Source organism: Vibrio sp. SG41-7 (assembly GCF_014164465.1).
Classification (GTDB): domain Bacteria; phylum Pseudomonadota; class Gammaproteobacteria; order Enterobacterales; family Vibrionaceae; genus Vibrio; species Vibrio splendidus.
Genome location: NZ_JACJFF010000014.1, coordinates 64475 through 80765, shown reverse-complemented (window position 1 = coordinate 80765; position 16291 = coordinate 64475). Strand labels below are relative to the sequence as shown.

The following is a 16291-nucleotide window of genomic DNA, read 5'->3' as shown; positions in this document are numbered from 1 at the left end:
GGGACAAATTTAGATAGAGCTAAAAAGAGGGACTAATGTTTCAAATCAATGTAGATCTGTTCTACTTTAGTACGAGCCCAGTCTGTTTTACGCAAAAACTTTAAGCTAGATTTAATGCTTGGGTCTTTTTTGAAACAGTTGATGTTCACCATGTAACTCAACTCTTCCCAACCGTAATGCTCAACCAATTCAGTCAGTAGCTTCTGCAATGTGATACCGTGAAGTGGGTTATTTTCTTGTGTCATGAGATGTTCTCGCCATTTATTTGAGCCCAGTATATCAGTTTCGCTTTATGAATTATCAGACCATTTAAGCTCGTAATTTGTCTCGATAATAGAAAGTTCTTCTCGACCTTTATTTCCAAACAACTGAACCTGACTTTGCATCCAAGCTTCAAAGCGTTTGATTTTCTCACGATGAAAATATCCCGCTGGCGCACATAGGAAATAGTTGTATTTGGGCTTAAGTGCGATGTTACCTATCCGAACGAGCTTCTTTTCCTGTAAATACCGATAAACCAAGCTGTGCTTAACCAGTGCGACACCTTGAACGGATAGCGCGCCTTCTAAAACAAAATGCGAACCATCAAATTGCAGTGATGAACGTCCTGCCTTTGCTCCAACAACATCTAACCATAAATTCCAATCCATATCAGGCCAGCGGTCTTCAATTAGCTCTGCTTTGTGTAGATCGTCGATGTCATAAATACCATGCTTCTCTTGATAGATAGGGTGGCAGACAGGGTAAACCACTTCGTCCATTAACCAACGCGATTCAATGTTTGGATAACTACCATGACCATATCGAACGCAGACATCGACATTAGAATCTTCAAACGTCACGAGCTTATTGGTTGGTTCAATCAACATGGATAGATCAGGGTGGCGATCGCGAAAGTCACCAATTCTAGGCACCAACCAGTGTTGGGCAAATGATGGCACGGTCGAAATAGACAGTTGAGTGGGATTTGGGTCTTGGTTAATTCGCCTCACACCATCTTGAATGTGGGCAAAGCCTTTCTTAGCTTGCAGGTAAAGCACTTCACCTTCATGAGTGAGTACTATTTTTCGGTGCTGACGAATAAACAAGTCTGCACCTAACCACTCTTCAAGTTGGCGAATTTGTTGGCTGACGGCAGCCGCCGTGACAAATAGCTTTTCTGCCGCAAGTTTAAAACTGCCAGTTTCAGCTGCAGTGTAAAAGTAATAGATCCCTTGAAATGGTGGAGTTCGTTCTCTCACATTAGTTTTCCTTAACTGAATGTCAGTATCTATCGTTTGTCGATGTTGCTCGATTATTGACCATAACAAAGCGAAAGATCAACAGGAGAAAGGCTATGAACACGATAACAGCGACATCAAGGACTAACCAATTATTCTTATCATCGTTATCAGTTAAGGGATTCTATTCTAAATTAGGCCTGTACTTTCAAAATCGTAGAACCAGAAAGCAACTGTCTGAGCTACCCGATTATTTACTGAGAGATGTCGGGATTACGTTGGAACAAGTCGAGAAAGAACTGAAGAAGTCATTTTGGGAGTGATTCAAGACAGCGTAGCTTTTACTCGACGTTGCTTTAACTCAACATAGTTTGTCGGTGTCGGGAGGTTTACGTTGCCGCTCTATGTTGAGTTATGCTCATTGCTTATTTAAGCCTATTCCTTGTTTAAGAAATTAGTAGGTGAGATCTAATTATCCAATAGCTCGTTTACTTCTTCGTGCAACCAATTGGTGAACGCGGTAATACGCTCTTCTCTCGGGGAGTTAGGGTCAAAGCATAGGTTGACTTGAACCCCAGGTATCATGCCTATATCAAAGGGCTTCACTAGCAAGCCGCGTTCGATGAAGTCACCAGCTAAGCTGTCTGTTGCCAAGCAAACCCCATGTCCCGCCATGACAGTCGTTAACCCCATATCAAAGGTACCGACTTCCATCCACTGAATGGTGCTGCTTTGAGTCGATATGTTTGCTTGCCTAAACCATTCCTCCCACGGGAAACAACCGCTATCAAACTGAATCAGCCAACATTTGAGGAGTTGTTCAGGTGATGTGAAGTTCAAAGAGTTTGAGAGTTCAGGGGAACAAAAAGGGTAAACCGGTTCGTTGATTAGCATCTCAAGAGTCAAGCCTTCTTCAACGCATAGATCTTCGCCTTGTCGAATAGCCACATCAATCTCGCCATGTTTTAAATTTGGTGTGTCGCAGCCTGTAAGGATCTTGATTGGAATCTCAGGGTGTTTGACTGAGAATTTCCAAAGCCTCGGCAGCAGCCAGCGGGAAGCAAATGAAGGAGGGCTGCTAACAACAAGAACGCCTTGAAGGGGCTCTGATTGGATCTTATTTAATCCTACGATTATCTCTTCGAATCCGTCCGAGACATGCTTGAAAAGGGTGCGTCCTTCTTGTGTTAAGGCCATTACGCGTCCTTTACGAATAAAAAGCTTACATCCAAGCTGTTCTTCTAGCTGGCGGATCTTTTGGCTGACGGCTGCTTGGCTAACAAACAGTTCTTCAGCAGCTTTACTGTAGCTATTTAAGCGTGCTGCAACTTCAAAGTAACGGAGACCTGAAAGGTGACGCAGTCTATTGTCCATAATCTCAGCTTATAGTCCTTGTTAACAATGGTTGTTCGCTTATCGAACAGGTTATTTCCATAATAGCGACAAATAAACAAGGAATACAAGAGAGATAAAATGAAAACAATAACCTGTTGGGTCGGCAGATTTGTTAATCAGATGCTTAAAGTTAATGATAAAACCAAGATGAGTAAGACGGCTAAATCGAGACAAGTTATTAGTTCGGAATCGCTGAGCAGTCGAATGAGGGAGGACATCGGTCTGGACAATGGGAGCAATGATGGGGCTGATTACACTAAATACCTATAAGTTGAGCTTACAAAAAAGGAGCCGTACTGGCTCCTTCTTGATTTTGATTACTCTTCCCAAACTACCAATTTATCTTTCGGCCAGTTATGACCGACTTCATGGTATTTCTGCTCAAGGATATGTCGTTTTATCTTTAGAGTTGGAGTAAGAACACCATTATCGATGCTCCATGGTTCCTTAATCATCAGTACGCCTTTGATCTTCTCATGCGAAGCTAACTGTTCGTTCATTTTTTCAATGACGCGTTTGCTTGTTCTTTCGTAACGAGCCCTATCAAAATTAGGGAAGTCATGCGGTACCACGAGCAGGATAGGGCCAGGTAAGCCTAAGCCTATCAAACACATCATTTCTACGCGGCTGTATTCAAAGAGTTTGTTCTCGATTGGAACGGGAGCAACAAACTTACCTTTAGCAGTTTTAAAGGTATCTTTCTTACGTCCACGAATCGTTAAATAGCCTTCGCTGTCAATATCACCAATATCACCCGTATGTAGCCAACCTTCTGAGTCAAAAGACTCTTGAGTCGCAATATCATTTTTGTAATAACCAGAGAACATGCCTTTGCTTCGAACTAAAATCTCTTCGTCTTCTGCAATTTTGAGTTCAATGCCCGGACCTGCATTACCTACAGTACCAATTTTGTCTGCTCTAAACGGGTGGTTAATCGTGCTGTAGGCGAAAGACTCAGTCATTCCCCAAGCTTCGGTAATGTGTAGGCCAACACTCTCATACCATGCAAGTAGAGCTGGTGATACCGGAGCTGAGCCACAGCCGAGAACACGCGCTTGGTCTAAACCCAGACCGTCAGCCAGTTTCTTCTTAATGATGTTATTTACAAATGGAATTTTAAGTAAGAAGTTCAGTTTTTTCTGTGGCAGCTTATCCTGGATTCGTTGTTGGAATAGAGTCCATAAGCGAGGAACTGAAATAAACAAGGTTGGACGGTGCATTTTCACATCGTCAATAAACGTGTCTAAAGATTCAGGGAAAGCTGTGACCACTCCGCCCATTACGGAAGAACCAAAGATGTACACTCGTTCGGTGATATGAGCAAGTGGCAGATAAGAAAACAGACGGTCACCTGGTTGGATACCAATGTGATCTATTAACCTTTGAACTGACCATGTAAAGGCACCGTACGTGAGCATTGCGCCTTTTGGCAGCCCAGAGGTGCCTGACGTATACACAAGTGACATTAGCTTATCATCGTGATGTTGAGGTCGTTTGGTTGAGGGTTCATGTGTCTCTATGAGCTGCTCAAATGTATGTTGGCACTTCGCAGCGGTATCGTAGGGTAGCGAGATACTGACTAAGCTCGGATTATCATCGATTACTTTTTGAGTCGCTGCAGGATCATCAAGCTTACCTGCAATTACGATCTTACTTTCACTGTGTTCAATACAGTATTGAATGGTGTCTGCACCCGCTGTTGGAAAGATTGGGACGCTGACAAAATCTCCTAACATCATGGCAAGATCACAGATAAACCACTCTGCACAGTTTTTTGAAACGAGAGCGACTCGATCGCCGGGTTGGGCTCCGAGTCCTTCTAATGCTGACGCCAGTTTTAGTGCTTTGTCGGCCACTTCTTTATAAGTGAATTCAACAAATTGGCGGTTAATTATTTGTTTTAAATAGACTTCATCTGGGCGTTCTTCTGCCCATTTTAAAATCATGTCATTGGGTGTAGGGAGAGCTGTTGCTTTTTCTTGGCTAAACTCGTTAGGCTGAATCATTGTCTAACTCCATGTTTTTCGCTAAGTTATTTTTGTTAAAATCATGTTAAATGTACCATGATTTTTTCTTTTAGGGAGTAAAATTAGCGTTTTCTGTTATCCGTGCAGGCACGTCTGTAACTTGCGGGTGTTACTCCGGTCCTTTTCTTAAAGATTCTTGAAAAATACGACACATCCTTGTATCCACATTGGTAAGAAATAACAGCGATTTTTGATTCGGTATCGGCTTCGATTAACTTTTTGGCTAACAGGATTCGTTTATCGCATACAAAGTCTCTAAAGCTTACCCCAAAGTGTAGATGAAACTTCTTAGAAAAGTAGGTTGTTGAACAATGACACTTTTCTGCGATTTCTGTTTCTCTGATTTCTTTGTTGATGTTGTCCATAACAAAGTTAACGACTTCAGAGGTAAACAACTTTGCAGGTAATTGATTGTTGTTGTTTGTATCTCGGTCGAGATCAAAGTGAGGCTCGAAGATATGTTGCGTTTTACGTTGTAGTTCTTCTAACTTACTGGTCAGATGTTTACTGTTTGTTTCGATAATAAAAAATATATTCTTATGATTTCGAACGATATTAGGTAACGGGTCTGAGCAAATAATGACTATTCTTTTATTTAGGTTCTCGCAAATAGATAACGCCATTGTAAGTAGTTGAAGTTTATCTGGCTTATTCAATATGAAAAACACTAACCTTACATCTAAGTTACTGATTATAGATATATCTTGTCCAAAGTTTTCAATAGGAAAGTAGTGGCTTATTTTATTGACAATAACAGCGTTAAAGTCACTATCCTTATCTGATAATAAAGGTGTTACTACTTTCATATAAATACCAACTCTATTTCATATTTAAATGTGGGTTTAAAATTAGCTAAATTACTATACGTAACAATTAGATTAGAAGTACCACAAAAAAGTGCAAGTGAATGGCAAGAAAATCCTAACCGAATATATCTCTCACCTCTAGATTTAGTTTACAGGTAAACAAAGCCTGATACTAAAATCAAGGAGAGGTTCTCATGGATAAGTTTTTGAATAATTGTAAAGAATTCATGAAAGATGAAGAAGGGTTGACTGTTATCGAGTACGTAATCGGTGCAGCATTATTAGTGTTAGGTTTAACCACGGTATTCTCTGGATTGGGCACTACTCTAGCAACCAAATTAAACACCATTGTTGCCAATGTCGGCACCCCGTAGTTGATAGCGTCATGGATAAGAAAAAAATTGGACAACAAAAAGGACTTACAACTACTGAGTATGTGATCGGTGCAGCCTCGCTCGTTCTTGCTGTTGGATTGGTTTTTTCTGGGATGGCAGCGGCCTTACTTAGTAAATTCCAGAGTATCATATCGAGTGTGTGAATTTTATATATGATTAATGAGCCTTCAGTTTTTTGGGCATTGCTAATTGCAGTTTCGGTATACGATGTTGAGAAACATCGTATACCAAACAAAATATTGATACTGTTTTTGTTTGTGTATTTTTTATCAATGTTTAACCGCAATTACTCCTTTGATGTTTTCTTAATGTCCTTCGTTGGATTCGTAGTGTTTTTTTGTTTTGGATTATTCTTATATTTTTTAAGAGCTATGTCTGCAGGAGATGTGAAGTTATTGGGTATTGTGGGGATGTATCTCGGGTGGGGACAGTTACTTGGTGCGTCGTACTTTATCTTACTTTCTGCTGGAGTTATCGGGACTTTCTACCTGCTATATAACTTTTCCAACTCGAACAATCTTAGTATCAAAGGTTATTTTGAAAATAAGCTAATTGTGCTTGGTGGAGTAGCTCCTGTATTAGATGAAAGTGCGAGTTTTCACGCTAGGTATTCAAATAAGGTGACGATGCCTTTTGCACCCTCTGTTGTCATGGGATTGGCGATGTATAGCTACTTTACTTAAATCTGTTGTTGGTTAGCTTTGTGGAGAGGAATAATATATGGATATTATAGGGCGTACTGCTCCAACAACTTTGAAGCCTCAAATATCAGCCCCAGCCGTTCCTACATCTATTGATATGCTGGGTGTTCCTGAAGTTGTTATAGAAAACCTTGTGTTGAAGCACCTGTCAGCCTACCCCAAGTCGGATGTTTTAGAGCTTTCTAACTATTTGTGTGTTGTGACACATATTGTTGAAAGTGCGTTGGCTGTGTTGAGAACAAAGTCATTGATTGAAGTTTTTCAACCAACCTCTAACCTTTCTCTCTCATCTGCATCTCATAGTCACGTTCGCTATTCCCTTTCAGAGAAAGGACTTGAAGAAGCTGATCTTGCCTTTAAACGTGATGCTTATTTAGGTCCTGCCCCCGTTTCACTTGCTCAATATAGTGATGTGGTAAAGCAGCAGGATCTAAGAGCAGAGCTAGTGACTCGGCCACATGTCGAAGCAGCACTGAATGATGTCTATGGTGTCGATAAAATGATTTCGGTATTGGGGCCAGCAATCAATTCGGGACGAGCTTTGTTGCTGTATGGGCATGCGGGGACGGGTAAAACATTTGTAGCTTCACGTATTGTCAATGCGCTGCATACGTCTGTTTTCATTCCTTATGCAGTCTATGCCTTAGGTAACATTATCAAGGTGTTTTCTGCACAACATCATAAACCGTTAGACAGTAACGGTAGCGATCAAAGTATCTCCCTCAAAGATCAATACGACAAGCGCTGGCTTAATTGTGAAAGGCCAAATATCCAGGTGGGTGGAGAGCTCACTATGGATATGCTTGAAGTTAATCATTCTGAGAACAGTCGTGTCTGGTTAGCTCCAGTGCAAATGATGGCGAATAATGGGATTTTTATCATTGATGACCTTGGTCGACAGCCCATGCCTGTGGATGCGCTTCTTAACCGTTGGATTGTACCGATGGAATATTCCTTCGATTATTTATCGCTACCTAACGGCCAGCAAATCACGATGCCGTTTGTTCTAACGCTTGCCTTTTCTACCAATCTAAATCCCAAGAAAATAAGCGACCCTGCATTTTTACGTCGTTTAGGTTACAAAATTGAATTCAAGCCGCTGAGTCAGCGAGATTATGAAGCTTTATGGATGAGCGTCGTCGCTGAAAAAGAGATGGAGCTTCAAGATGGTTTCTTTGAGCGTTTGTCTCAAATGCACACGCTTCTTAAGGTGCCACTTTTCCCTTGTTTACCGAAAGATCTCGTTGGTATAAGCAAAGACATTCTTTCGTTTGAGCAACTCCCACCTGTTATCACATTCGATATTCTTTCCATGGCATGGGAAGTCTATTTTACCTCTGATGGACACGAGGAAGAGAATAATGAATAAGAGTCAAGTTTTCCTACTGTTTTTACTGTCCGTAGTATTCGGCTTAGCGGCTGTATTTTTTGCTAAGCAGTGGATGGATGATCAAGTTCAGCCAACCGTTGAAGTTGAAACGGTCGAGCGTCGCCCCGTTGTTGTCGCATCACAAGAAATTGAAGCCGGAACCATTATCGAGGATCAGTTTTTAACCACCAGGTTGATGGAAGTTGACTGGATTAATGAAAATAACTATTCGGATAAAGCGGACCTGATTGGCAAGGTTGTTGCGAATACTATCTATGCCGGAGAGGTGCTTCACAAGTTACGATTTACTGTACCAGGAGAAGGGTCAACACTTGCCGCTCTTATCCCTGAAAATAAACGTGCGGTAACGATACGTGTTGATGATGTTATTGGTGTGGCGGGGTTCTTATTACCGGGTAATAAGGTTGATATTCTCAATACCATTTCTTACGGAAAAAATTCTGCAGCGACTCAAACCGTTCTTAAAGATATTAAGGTTTTGGCTGTAGACCAAACAGCTAAAACGAAAGAAAACAGTCCGATTATTGTACGAGCGGTAACTCTTGAGATGACGCCGAAAGAGGCCGAGAAACTTCTCACGGCTAAAAGTAAAGGCAGCATTCAGCTGACTTTGAGAAACCCACACGAAGTAGAGAAAAAAGTGGTTCGTCGATATGTGCCTAGACCAAGTGTCACCATTATCAAAGGTACAGAAACATCTAATGTGCGCGTCAAGGATTGAGGTGAAATATGAAAATATTAATTGCGTGTGTTTTGAGCCTGATTTGTTTTTCGACGGCCAGTGTTGCGGCATTACAGACAGGAAAAACAGTCACGGTTCCACATCATAAATCTACGCATGTGGTGCTGTCGGGAAAAGCGGCGAAGGTTTCTCTTGGTGATCCTGAAGTCTTAGATATTGTAATTTTAAAGTCAAATGAACTGTTTTTAATTGGTAAAAAATTAGGTGCGACAAACCTGATGGCTTGGGATTCACGAGGTCAGTTGATCGAGTCTATTAACATCGAGGTTACTCATGATCTTAATAGCCTCAAAGCTAAATTGTATGAGTTTCTTCCGGATGAAACTATTGAAGTACACAGTGCTCAGAATCGCTTATTGTTGAGTGGCCAGGTCAGTAACCAGCAACAAATGAATGTGGCGATGAGAATCGCGGAAACTTATTCATCAGGGCAAACCGCCGATAAATCTAATGAAAGTGGCAGTGAGCAAGCCGATGCGACAGGTGTTATCAACCTGATGTCTATAGGTGGCGCGCAACAGGTTATGTTAGAGGTGACGGTTGCCGAGGTTCAAAGAAGCTTAGTGAGAAAGTTTGATGCGAACTTCCATTTTTTCCAAACCAGTGGATCTGACTTTTCTTGGGGGGCGTCTTCTGTACCTGCCGGAGTATTAGGGGCTACGCCTATCTTCAATATTCCTACGTCGACGGACTACGGCATATTAGGGTCTTTCATTGATAGTAATACTCTGTTTACTTTCGCATTGGACGTAGCAAAACAAAACGGGGTTGCTAAGGTATTGGCTGAACCGAACTTAACCGCATTAAGTGGTTCTAAGGCTGAGTTTTTAGCCGGTGGTGAATTTCCTATCCCTGTGCCAGACGAAGATGGCATTACCATAGAATACAAAGAATACGGTGTAGGGCTTAAATTTATACCGACGGTACTCAGTGATAAGAAAATCAATTTAAATCTAGCCGTTGATGTTAGTGAGATAGCCAATACCAGCTCATTGACCATTGACCCGGGTACCACCAATGCTACTTATTTTATCCCACCTATTACTCGGCGTAGTGCGTCATCAACACTGGAGCTAGCTGATGGGCAAACTATTGGTATTGCGGGGTTGTTGAGTGAAAATGTTAGGGACATCAGTAACAAGATGCCAGGTTTTGGAGATGTGCCGATTTTAGGCCAACTTTTTAACAGTCAAGAGTACATATCTGGAGAAACTGAATTAGTAATCTTAGTAACTCCAAGGTTGGCAAAGCCTATTGATAGAAGCAAAGTGACCTTACCCACAGATGCTTTTGTTGACCCTAATGACTTGGAATATTACTTATTGGGTCGAGGCGCTTACATAGCTGAACCGTCTGAATCTGATTCAGAGCAATCTCAAGCGTCACAGGATATATCACCGACTGATGGTGGTAGCGAAGGCTCATTTGGGCATGATTTATAAGGGGATAGATATGACTAAAATAATGATGATCTTTCTCGCAATGTTATTAGTTGGCTGTGCGAACGATGCTCGTTTAGGGCACTCGGTAGCACTAGTGAAAACAGAGCAAACGTATAACCCTAATGCTACCCAAGAGAATTTACTCGAAGTACCTGATGGTACAGGGGAGCGGATGCAGACTGGTTACGACAAATATGTTGGCAGAGGTGAAAACGATCTGTCCGGAAGTAGTAGCCAGATCTTAGAAGATTTTAACTAAATCTGGAGGTACTCCTATGTTGTATCGAGTATCACAAAGCCCTAAAAAACAACAAGGCTTAGTTGCAGTGATGATTACTGCTGCCTTGTTGGTTTTTTTAGCTGTCTCAGCGCTAGCTGTAGACATAAACCATATGGTTGTAAATAAAACGCGCTTACAAAATGCAGTTGATTCTGCAACGCTGGCTGCTGCAACCATATTAGACAATAGTAAAGATAAAGACGCTGTAGACGCGGAAGTCGGTACGGCACTCAATGCTATGGCGGCTTCAACAGGGAACCAAGAAATTGATTTCTCGACAGCTTCTATAAGTATTGATTATTCGAATGATCCGAAGGATTTTACAGGCACGGCGACGTTCGATTCAACTGATGATGTGTATGTGCGTGTTCGCGTGGATGCACTAGAGATGGATGAATTTTTTATTCAACTGTTTGGTCTTGAAAAAGTGGTATCGGCAAGTGCTGTTGCGGGCCCTAGTTCAGGCCTCGCTTATAATAATGTTGTACCCATTGGAGTGTGTATTGGTGATGGCACTTCGGATAACGATATTTCTCCAGAAGACGGCTTTCATGATGAAACTGGTGAAGAGATAACCAGTGTGTTTGGTTATGAGATAGGGACTGTTCATGCCTTGAAAGTGGGAGACAGTAGCTTATCTGAAATGGGTAATGGTAATTATCACCTGTTGGACTTTGGTTCTGGTGGTAACACAATCAAAGAAGGCTTAGGTGGTAGTTATGATCAGCCAATTAAAATTGGTGAAGACATAACAACTAAGCCAGGTGGCACAGTTGGCCCCACAGGCGATGGTTTGAATACTCGTTTTGGTGAGTATGGTGGTGGCTTATCGGCATCCGATTACCCTTCAGATTATGTAACCACAGAACCTACCAATGAAATCACGATTGATGCCGGTACGGGAGAGATCGATTCTGATGGAAGTTATACCTATGCTCAATATGAGTCAGATACCAACGCCTGCATAGCAAGTGGTGGTTCTGGGTGCGCATCTAATGGTGTGGCTTGGCGTCGTATTTTACCTATCCCTATGGTGGACTGCTCGGGTAAAAGTGGCGGCTCTACCGACTTTACAGTGAATAAAATAGGCTGCTTTTTCTTGTTGCAAAAAGCACCAACTAACAACTCAGGTACACCTGCCGTTTTTGGTGAGTTTATACATTCTTGCAGTGTCACTGGTGGCTCTGGTAGTAGTCAATCGACAACCGAAGGAGCTTACAAGATTGTTCTGTATAAGGATCCTGATAGTGGGGAGTCGTGATTATGATGCTATCTAATAAACATCAACGTGGTTTTGCTGCTGTAGAGATGGCCATTGCGACCCCTGTATTACTGTTTTTTTTGGGTTTGGTGATCGAGCTTGGCAATGTTCTGATTCACTACAATGTTATCTCTAAGTCTGTACAAAATGGCGCACGATATGCAGTTAGTGAGGTTTACGATACCAAAGGTGGCACTATTGCACCAACGTTAGAGATTCAAAATGTGGTGGTTTATGGTCAGAGCAGCGTTGGGACAGCAGTATTGTCTACATTGACGACTGCAGATGTAACAGTAACACCACCCTCTATTGACAGTTATGTGCGAGTCAGCGTGACATATGACTATGTGCCGTTGTTTTTATCTATTCCTTTATCTGCCACAAGTTTTTCTATTCCGTTAAGTGTCACTTCAGTGATGAGGGTACTGTGATGAAAAGGTTTAACAGGCGTATCAAAGGGCTTGCCATCATTGAATTTACCATTGTCTCGGGGTTTGTTTTTTTGTTGTTGTTTCTCATTTTAGCGTTAGGTGCGTATGTATTTTCGCTGCAAATGGTCAGCGAAGCGACTAGGAAGGCAGCTAGGTTAGCGACGGTATGCTCCGTTCTTGATAGAGACAATATTGCGGGAATGGTGGTGGATGATATTCCTCTTGTTGGGTTTACTAATGCGAACTTAGAAGTGGCTTACTTAGACGCGAGCGGTAGTGAAATTACGTCTGGTTATGAGACTGAGCCTGGATTTGGCACCATTAAATTTGTGCGTTCTAGGGCTACGGGTTATGGCATTCAGTTAATCAGTAACCTAAGCTTTCTAGGAGAGAATGGATTTCTTGCAGCCCCTGCGTTTGAGACAATACTACCCGCAGAAAGCTTGGGGGTAGTGAGGGCTGAAGCTGGCACTGACATCAAGAGTCGGTGCCCATAAGCGGTTATTTAAAGGAGATGAATGTATGGGGGAAGCGATCAAAATAACGCCTAATGAAAACGATAAAGATATGACGCGTTTAAGAACGAACCTAAAGGTTTGGTTAGTCTATAGCACTGACGCCTTTCATTCGCATATGAGTCAAGAGCTAAAAAAATGCCGAAATGTTCATGTAACGTCATTTTCTCTTGGGGCAATGAGTGAAGAATACTTAAAAAGTGCAGATGTTCCAGAGCTTATTTTCGTTGAAGCTAATGGGAATTGGGCGCAAAAAATGGTTGAGTTGCAAGGGTATGATTTGTCTTTAGAAGACAAGGATTTGTCTTTAGTTGTACTAGGTGATGAAAGTGATAATGGGTCACTAAAAATCGCACTTCGCTTAGGGGCATCAGATTTTTTGTCTCACCATGTGACTCTATCGGACTTACTTCCATTATTGAAGAAAACCGCTTCCGAAAAACTTGAGAACTCCAGTTACGGGGAGTTTATCTTGTTTTTGAATACCAAAGGAGGGATGGGAGCAACCACCTTGGCGTTGAATACTGCCATTGAGATAGCTATTCAACACCCTAACGAAGTTCTTTTACTCGATATCGACCTTCAATTTGGCGTGATTCCAGATTATTTGAACATAGCACCGACTTATAGTGTTTCGGATGCGATCAACAGTTCTAATGACTTGGATGAAATGTCTTTGGGCTCTTTGGTAAATAAACACGAATCAGGCCTCCATGTTCTAAGCTTTAAACATGAAAATAATGCTGATGACTTCGAGCAGGCTCAGAAAATTGGCAGATTACTTCCAATTCTGCGTCGTTTCTACCCTTATGTGATCATTGACCTATCTAGAGGATTAGATCACGTGTTTGCATCAGCAATATCACCCGCGACTAAAGTACTTTTGGTTTTGCAACAGAGCTTAGTGTCAGTAAAAAACACGAGCCGGCTAATTAAGTCTCTGAAGTTTGAATACGGCTTACAAAGTGACTCAATAGAGGTCATTCTCAACCGTTATGAAAAGCGACATTCAATTAAGCTAAAAGACATTGAGCAGGCGGTGGGCAATCATGACATACACCTTATGCCTAACGATTTTAAAGTCGCGCTAGAGAGTGCCAATTTGGGGCAGCCGTTAGTTCAGTCTAGGAAGAAAAGCTCTATTACTCGCTCTATCATCGACTTATCTCATGTTCTTTCACCACCAGAGCAGGAAGAGAAAGGGTGGCTGAAAAAGTTGTTTTCATAATGGGTTGATGAAAAGTAAACACGAGGGATTGTGATGTTCTTTAAACGAAAAAATGTAAATCCAGAGTTTGAAAAAAAAGTAGAACAGATTTCGCATGATTCAGAAGATGCCAATCCTGTTGAACGTTTATCAAGTGCTGAGACGTCCAGTCACTCTCGGACAGAAGCGAGCGTTGAAAAGGAGAAAGCGATCGATGAAGCTCGAAAAGTACTGGAGCAAGAATTATCAATCAAACACTTCTTTCACAAGCAGTTGCTTGAAACGTTAGACTTAGGATTACTTTCTAGCTTGGAGAAAGAGCGCGCTAAGCTAGATTTGCATGAAGCTATCGTTCAGTTGATGGCTGATGATGGTAGTCATGCACTCAGTGCAGAAGGTCGTAAACGGGTCATCAAACAGATAGAAGATGAAGTTTTTGGTCTTGGTCCGTTGGAGCCCTTATTAGCAGATCAAACTGTGTCGGATATATTAGTCAACGGCCCAAAAAGTGTTTACGTTGAGCGAAGGGGTAAACTAGAAAAAACGCCCTATACTTTTCTTGATGACCGCCATTTAAGAAACATTATTGATCGTATCGTCAGTCAGGTTGGTCGTCGTATAGATGAAGCATCACCTATGGTAGATGCCCGCTTAGTTGATGGTTCCCGTGTTAATGCGATTATCCCGCCTCTCGCACTCGATGGCCCTTCCGTTTCGATTCGTCGTTTTGCCGTCGATCGTTTGACAATGGATAACTTAATTGGTTACGACTCAGTCTCGCCTCAGATGGCTAAATTTGTAGAGGCTGCGGTGAAAGGTGAGCTGAATATCTTGATTTCAGGAGGGACGGGGTCAGGGAAAACAACCACACTGAATATCTTTTCTGGTTTCATTCCGCGAGACCAAAGAATTATTACCATAGAAGACTCGGCAGAATTACAACTGCAACAACCACATGTCATTCGCCTAGAAACCCGTCCTGCGAACCTAGAAGGGAAGGGAGAAATCAGCCAGCGCGAATTGGTTAAAAATACCTTGCGTATGCGACCTGATCGAATCGTGGTTGGGGAGGTACGTGGTAGCGAAGCCGTTGACATGCTAGCGGCGATGAATACCGGTCATGATGGATCTCTTGCTACCATTCACGCGAATACCCCTCGTGATGCCTTAAGTCGTGTCGAAAACATGTTCTCGATAGCAGGGTGGAACATATCAACCAAAAACTTACGAGCTCAAATTGCTTCGGCTATCCACCTTGTTGTTCAAATGGAGCGCCAAGAAGATGGTAAGCGTCGTATGGTGAGTATCCAAGAGATTAACGGCATGGAAGGTGAGGTGATTACGATGTCGGAAATATTCCGTTTTCAACGTAAAGGTATTGATGAAGATGGCAATATTATCGGTTATTTCACTGCAACAGGGGTTGTGCCCCAATACCATGACCAGTTAGTCAAACGTGGACTCGACCTGCCTTTCGAGCTCTTTAGTGAGACCAAAGGTTAAGGAGGGAATATGGATAATGTAAGCGTTTCTTTAGCCCTATTGTTTATCGCAGTACTTTTTATTTCTCAGGCGTTGTTGTTACCTGCTGCGGGCAAGAAAGCGAAACATAAAGAGTTGTCTCGCCGCTTAAAAGAGACACAACGTAATATCGATGCAGAGAGTTTGTCATTACTCAAAGAACACTATAACAAAGAACTGTCCCCGTTAGATCGTAAGCTCATCGTTATCTCTTTCTTCGGTGGCTTGAAAAAAATGTTGGAACTAGCCGGTATGAAAGTGGCGTTAAGCCGGTTCTTACTTATTGTTTCTCTTTGCGCTGTATTGCTCTCATTGATATCGATAATGACCAACCAAGTATGGTTCATCAGTGTGGGGGCGTTCATTTTTGTTTGGGTTATCGCCTATCTATTTGTGCAAAATCGAGTGACTTACCGAATGGCTCGATTTGAGGAACAACTTCCTGAGGCTTTAGATATTATTCGACGCGCATTGCAAGCAGGACAACCGCTCGTTCAATCATTCAATGAAGTTGGCGAAGAACTTCCAGATCCAATAGGTATTGAATTTAAAAATACCTATAACCTACTTAACTATGGTTATGACTTACGCTTAGCGATTCTACAGATGACAGAACGAGTACCAACCGTCTCAATGTTGGCATTTTCTAGTGCTGTAATGTTGCAAAAAGAGACTGGGGGTAACCTATCTGAAAACCTGCAAAAGGTATCTGAAGTACTTAGAGCGCGTTTTAAACTGGAAAGGAAAATCAAAACGCTCTCTGCTGAAAGTCGTTTATCCGCATGGATCTTAACGTTATCCCCATTTGGTTTGTTCTTCGCCTTAAGGGTCGCTAGCCCCGAGTATATAGAGCCACTCTATAAAGATCCTCGCGGCCTATCCATGGTCAGTGTCGGTATTGTTCTTTTGGCTATCGGAGCCTTGTGGATTAAAAAGATCATCAGCATAGAGATTTAAC

Annotated in this window: 19 protein-coding genes; 14 read left to right on the top strand and 5 right to left on the bottom strand. The window is 42.0% G+C overall.

The window, feature by feature from the left end:
- Positions 1 to 32: 32 nt before the first annotated feature.
- Both H5300_RS05995 and H5300_RS05990 read right to left on the bottom strand, forming a co-directional pair.
- Positions 33 to 245 carry a VF530 family DNA-binding protein gene (locus H5300_RS05995; RefSeq protein ID WP_161678911.1) on the bottom strand — a complete coding sequence of 71 codons (213 nt, stop codon included), beginning with the start codon at positions 243 to 245 and terminating at the stop codon, positions 33 to 35.
- A 45-nt stretch (positions 246 to 290) separates the two neighbouring features.
- Positions 291 to 1241: a LysR substrate-binding domain-containing protein gene (locus H5300_RS05990; protein ID WP_182795637.1), complete on the bottom strand. Its 951-nt coding sequence runs from the start codon at positions 1239 to 1241 to the stop codon at positions 291 to 293.
- Positions 1242 to 1336: 95 nt separating this feature from the next.
- Here H5300_RS05990 and H5300_RS05985 point away from each other — a divergent pair, with 95 nt between their 5' ends.
- The gene (locus tag H5300_RS05985; RefSeq protein ID WP_054541844.1) at positions 1337 to 1543 is read left to right on the top strand and encodes a DUF1127 domain-containing protein; all 207 of its coding nucleotides are present in this window, start codon (positions 1337 to 1339) and stop codon (positions 1541 to 1543) included.
- 145 nt (positions 1544 to 1688) lie between these two features.
- Here H5300_RS05985 and H5300_RS05980 read toward each other — a convergent pair whose 3' ends face one another.
- The 3 genes from H5300_RS05980 to H5300_RS05970 all read right to left on the bottom strand — a co-directional run bounded on the left by H5300_RS05980 (position 1689) and on the right by H5300_RS05970 (position 5448).
- Positions 1689 to 2594, bottom strand: coding sequence for a LysR substrate-binding domain-containing protein (locus H5300_RS05980; protein WP_182795636.1), 906 nt, complete (start codon positions 2592 to 2594; stop codon positions 1689 to 1691).
- A gap of 338 nt (positions 2595 to 2932) precedes the next feature.
- Positions 2933 to 4621, bottom strand: coding sequence for an AMP-binding protein (locus H5300_RS05975; RefSeq protein ID WP_017080018.1), 1689 nt, complete (start codon positions 4619 to 4621; stop codon positions 2933 to 2935).
- A gap of 83 nt (positions 4622 to 4704) precedes the next feature.
- A complete protein-coding gene (locus H5300_RS05970; RefSeq protein WP_182795635.1) occupies positions 4705 to 5448 on the bottom strand; it encodes an AraC family transcriptional regulator in 744 nt (247 codons plus the stop codon).
- A 194-nt stretch (positions 5449 to 5642) separates the two neighbouring features.
- On the opposite strand from H5300_RS05970, the gene H5300_RS05965 reads away from it, so the two are divergent.
- From H5300_RS05965 to H5300_RS05905, 13 genes are read left to right on the top strand one after another with little or no spacing between them, the layout of a single operon-like run.
- Positions 5643 to 5822 (top strand): Flp family type IVb pilin, encoded by a 180-nt coding sequence (locus H5300_RS05965; protein WP_182795634.1) that lies wholly within the window; start codon positions 5643 to 5645, stop codon positions 5820 to 5822.
- 11 nt (positions 5823 to 5833) lie between these two features.
- Positions 5834 to 5986, top strand: a complete 153-nt coding sequence (locus tag H5300_RS05960) for a hypothetical protein (protein ID WP_182795633.1) — start codon at positions 5834 to 5836, stop codon at positions 5984 to 5986.
- A gap of 9 nt (positions 5987 to 5995) precedes the next feature.
- Positions 5996 to 6526: a prepilin peptidase gene (locus tag H5300_RS05955; RefSeq protein WP_182795632.1), complete on the top strand. Its 531-nt coding sequence runs from the start codon at positions 5996 to 5998 to the stop codon at positions 6524 to 6526.
- Positions 6527 to 6563: 37 nt separating this feature from the next.
- Complete coding sequence (locus tag H5300_RS05950; protein WP_182795631.1) at positions 6564 to 7913, top strand: AAA family ATPase; 1350 nt, start codon at positions 6564 to 6566, stop codon at positions 7911 to 7913.
- The gene (gene cpaB, locus H5300_RS05945) at positions 7906 to 8655 is read left to right on the top strand and encodes a Flp pilus assembly protein CpaB (protein WP_004734457.1); all 750 of its coding nucleotides are present in this window, start codon (positions 7906 to 7908) and stop codon (positions 8653 to 8655) included. The genes H5300_RS05950 and cpaB overlap by 8 nt, the downstream gene beginning before the upstream one ends.
- Before the next feature lie 8 nt (positions 8656 to 8663).
- Positions 8664 to 10118: a type II and III secretion system protein family protein gene (locus H5300_RS05940; protein ID WP_004734456.1), complete on the top strand. Its 1455-nt coding sequence runs from the start codon at positions 8664 to 8666 to the stop codon at positions 10116 to 10118.
- A complete protein-coding gene (locus tag H5300_RS05935) occupies positions 10081 to 10377 on the top strand; it encodes a hypothetical protein (protein WP_017087444.1) in 297 nt (98 codons plus the stop codon). The genes H5300_RS05940 and H5300_RS05935 overlap by 38 nt, the downstream gene beginning before the upstream one ends.
- A gap of 16 nt (positions 10378 to 10393) precedes the next feature.
- Positions 10394 to 11659 (top strand): TadE/TadG family type IV pilus assembly protein, encoded by a 1266-nt coding sequence (locus tag H5300_RS05930; protein WP_004734454.1) that lies wholly within the window; start codon positions 10394 to 10396, stop codon positions 11657 to 11659.
- 2 nt (positions 11660 to 11661) lie between these two features.
- Positions 11662 to 12090 carry a TadE/TadG family type IV pilus assembly protein gene (locus tag H5300_RS05925; RefSeq protein WP_004734453.1) on the top strand — a complete coding sequence of 143 codons (429 nt, stop codon included), beginning with the start codon at positions 11662 to 11664 and terminating at the stop codon, positions 12088 to 12090.
- The gene (locus H5300_RS05920) at positions 12090 to 12587 is read left to right on the top strand and encodes a TadE/TadG family type IV pilus assembly protein (RefSeq protein ID WP_004734452.1); all 498 of its coding nucleotides are present in this window, start codon (positions 12090 to 12092) and stop codon (positions 12585 to 12587) included. Before H5300_RS05925 ends, H5300_RS05920 begins: the two co-directional genes overlap by 1 nt.
- A 25-nt stretch (positions 12588 to 12612) precedes the next feature.
- Positions 12613 to 13833, top strand: a complete 1221-nt coding sequence (locus H5300_RS05915; RefSeq protein ID WP_065606116.1) for an AAA family ATPase — start codon at positions 12613 to 12615, stop codon at positions 13831 to 13833.
- 33 nt (positions 13834 to 13866) lie between these two features.
- Complete coding sequence (locus H5300_RS05910) at positions 13867 to 15315, top strand: CpaF family protein (protein WP_182795630.1); 1449 nt, start codon at positions 13867 to 13869, stop codon at positions 15313 to 15315.
- Positions 15316 to 15324: 9 nt separating this feature from the next.
- Positions 15325 to 16290 carry a type II secretion system F family protein gene (locus H5300_RS05905; protein WP_182795629.1) on the top strand — a complete coding sequence of 322 codons (966 nt, stop codon included), beginning with the start codon at positions 15325 to 15327 and terminating at the stop codon, positions 16288 to 16290.
- Position 16291: the final 1 nt, after the last annotated feature.

Excerpts from the sequence above, each read along its gene's own strand:
- H5300_RS05980 (WP_182795636.1), bottom strand. The coding sequence starts at position 2,594 with ATGGACAATAGACTGCGTCACCTTTCAGGTCTCCGTTACTTTGAAGTT.
- H5300_RS05910 (WP_182795630.1), top strand. The coding sequence starts at position 13,867 with ATGTTCTTTAAACGAAAAAATGTAAATCCAGAGTTTGAAAAAAAAGTA.
- H5300_RS05940 (WP_004734456.1), top strand. The coding sequence starts at position 8,664 with ATGAAAATATTAATTGCGTGTGTTTTGAGCCTGATTTGTTTTTCGACG.
- H5300_RS05955 (WP_182795632.1), top strand. The coding sequence starts at position 5,996 with ATGATTAATGAGCCTTCAGTTTTTTGGGCATTGCTAATTGCAGTTTCG.
- H5300_RS05935 (WP_017087444.1), top strand. The coding sequence starts at position 10,081 with ATGGTGGTAGCGAAGGCTCATTTGGGCATGATTTATAAGGGGATAGAT.
- H5300_RS05970 (WP_182795635.1), bottom strand. The coding sequence starts at position 5,448 with ATGAAAGTAGTAACACCTTTATTATCAGATAAGGATAGTGACTTTAAC.
- H5300_RS05995 (WP_161678911.1), bottom strand. The coding sequence starts at position 245 with ATGACACAAGAAAATAACCCACTTCACGGTATCACATTGCAGAAGCTA.
- H5300_RS05915 (WP_065606116.1), top strand. The coding sequence starts at position 12,613 with ATGGGGGAAGCGATCAAAATAACGCCTAATGAAAACGATAAAGATATG.
- cpaB (WP_004734457.1), top strand. The coding sequence starts at position 7,906 with ATGAATAAGAGTCAAGTTTTCCTACTGTTTTTACTGTCCGTAGTATTC.
- H5300_RS05905 (WP_182795629.1), top strand. The coding sequence starts at position 15,325 with ATGGATAATGTAAGCGTTTCTTTAGCCCTATTGTTTATCGCAGTACTT.
- H5300_RS05965 (WP_182795634.1), top strand. The coding sequence starts at position 5,643 with ATGGATAAGTTTTTGAATAATTGTAAAGAATTCATGAAAGATGAAGAA.
- H5300_RS05975 (WP_017080018.1), bottom strand. The coding sequence starts at position 4,621 with ATGATTCAGCCTAACGAGTTTAGCCAAGAAAAAGCAACAGCTCTCCCT.
- H5300_RS05930 (WP_004734454.1), top strand. The coding sequence starts at position 10,394 with ATGTTGTATCGAGTATCACAAAGCCCTAAAAAACAACAAGGCTTAGTT.
- H5300_RS05985 (WP_054541844.1), top strand. The coding sequence starts at position 1,337 with ATGAACACGATAACAGCGACATCAAGGACTAACCAATTATTCTTATCA.
- H5300_RS05925 (WP_004734453.1), top strand. The coding sequence starts at position 11,662 with ATGATGCTATCTAATAAACATCAACGTGGTTTTGCTGCTGTAGAGATG.
- H5300_RS05950 (WP_182795631.1), top strand. The coding sequence starts at position 6,564 with ATGGATATTATAGGGCGTACTGCTCCAACAACTTTGAAGCCTCAAATA.
- H5300_RS05920 (WP_004734452.1), top strand. The coding sequence starts at position 12,090 with ATGAAAAGGTTTAACAGGCGTATCAAAGGGCTTGCCATCATTGAATTT.
- H5300_RS05960 (WP_182795633.1), top strand. The coding sequence starts at position 5,834 with ATGGATAAGAAAAAAATTGGACAACAAAAAGGACTTACAACTACTGAG.